The following is a 238-nucleotide window of genomic DNA, read 5'->3' as shown; positions in this document are numbered from 1 at the left end:
GTCGGCGCCGGTCGCGGGCAGGGTGAGACCGAAGACCTTCTTGCCGGCCGCGTCCTTGAAGTACGGGCCCTTCGCGGTCGCCGGGTCCGCCGGCACCCACTTCCCGTCCTTCTCCCGGCCGAAGCCGGCGACGACACCTGACACCGCGACGGCCTTGCCCTTGGCCGTGGCCCGGACCTCGACGCCCTTGATGCTCGTACCGGCGACCGCCTCCAGCGGCTTCGAGCCGTCCGGGCGG

Annotated in this window: 1 pseudogene; it reads right to left on the bottom strand. The window is 73.5% G+C overall.

Annotated features, from left to right (window positions below):
- Nucleotides 1-238, bottom strand: a pseudogene (locus IF89_RS40315) (hypothetical protein); the annotation flags it as partial.

The organism is Streptomyces sp. NRRL F-2664 (assembly GCF_000719345.1).
Lineage (GTDB): Bacteria > Actinomycetota > Actinomycetes > Streptomycetales > Streptomycetaceae > Streptomyces.
This window is presented reverse-complemented; position numbering and strand designations above follow the sequence as displayed.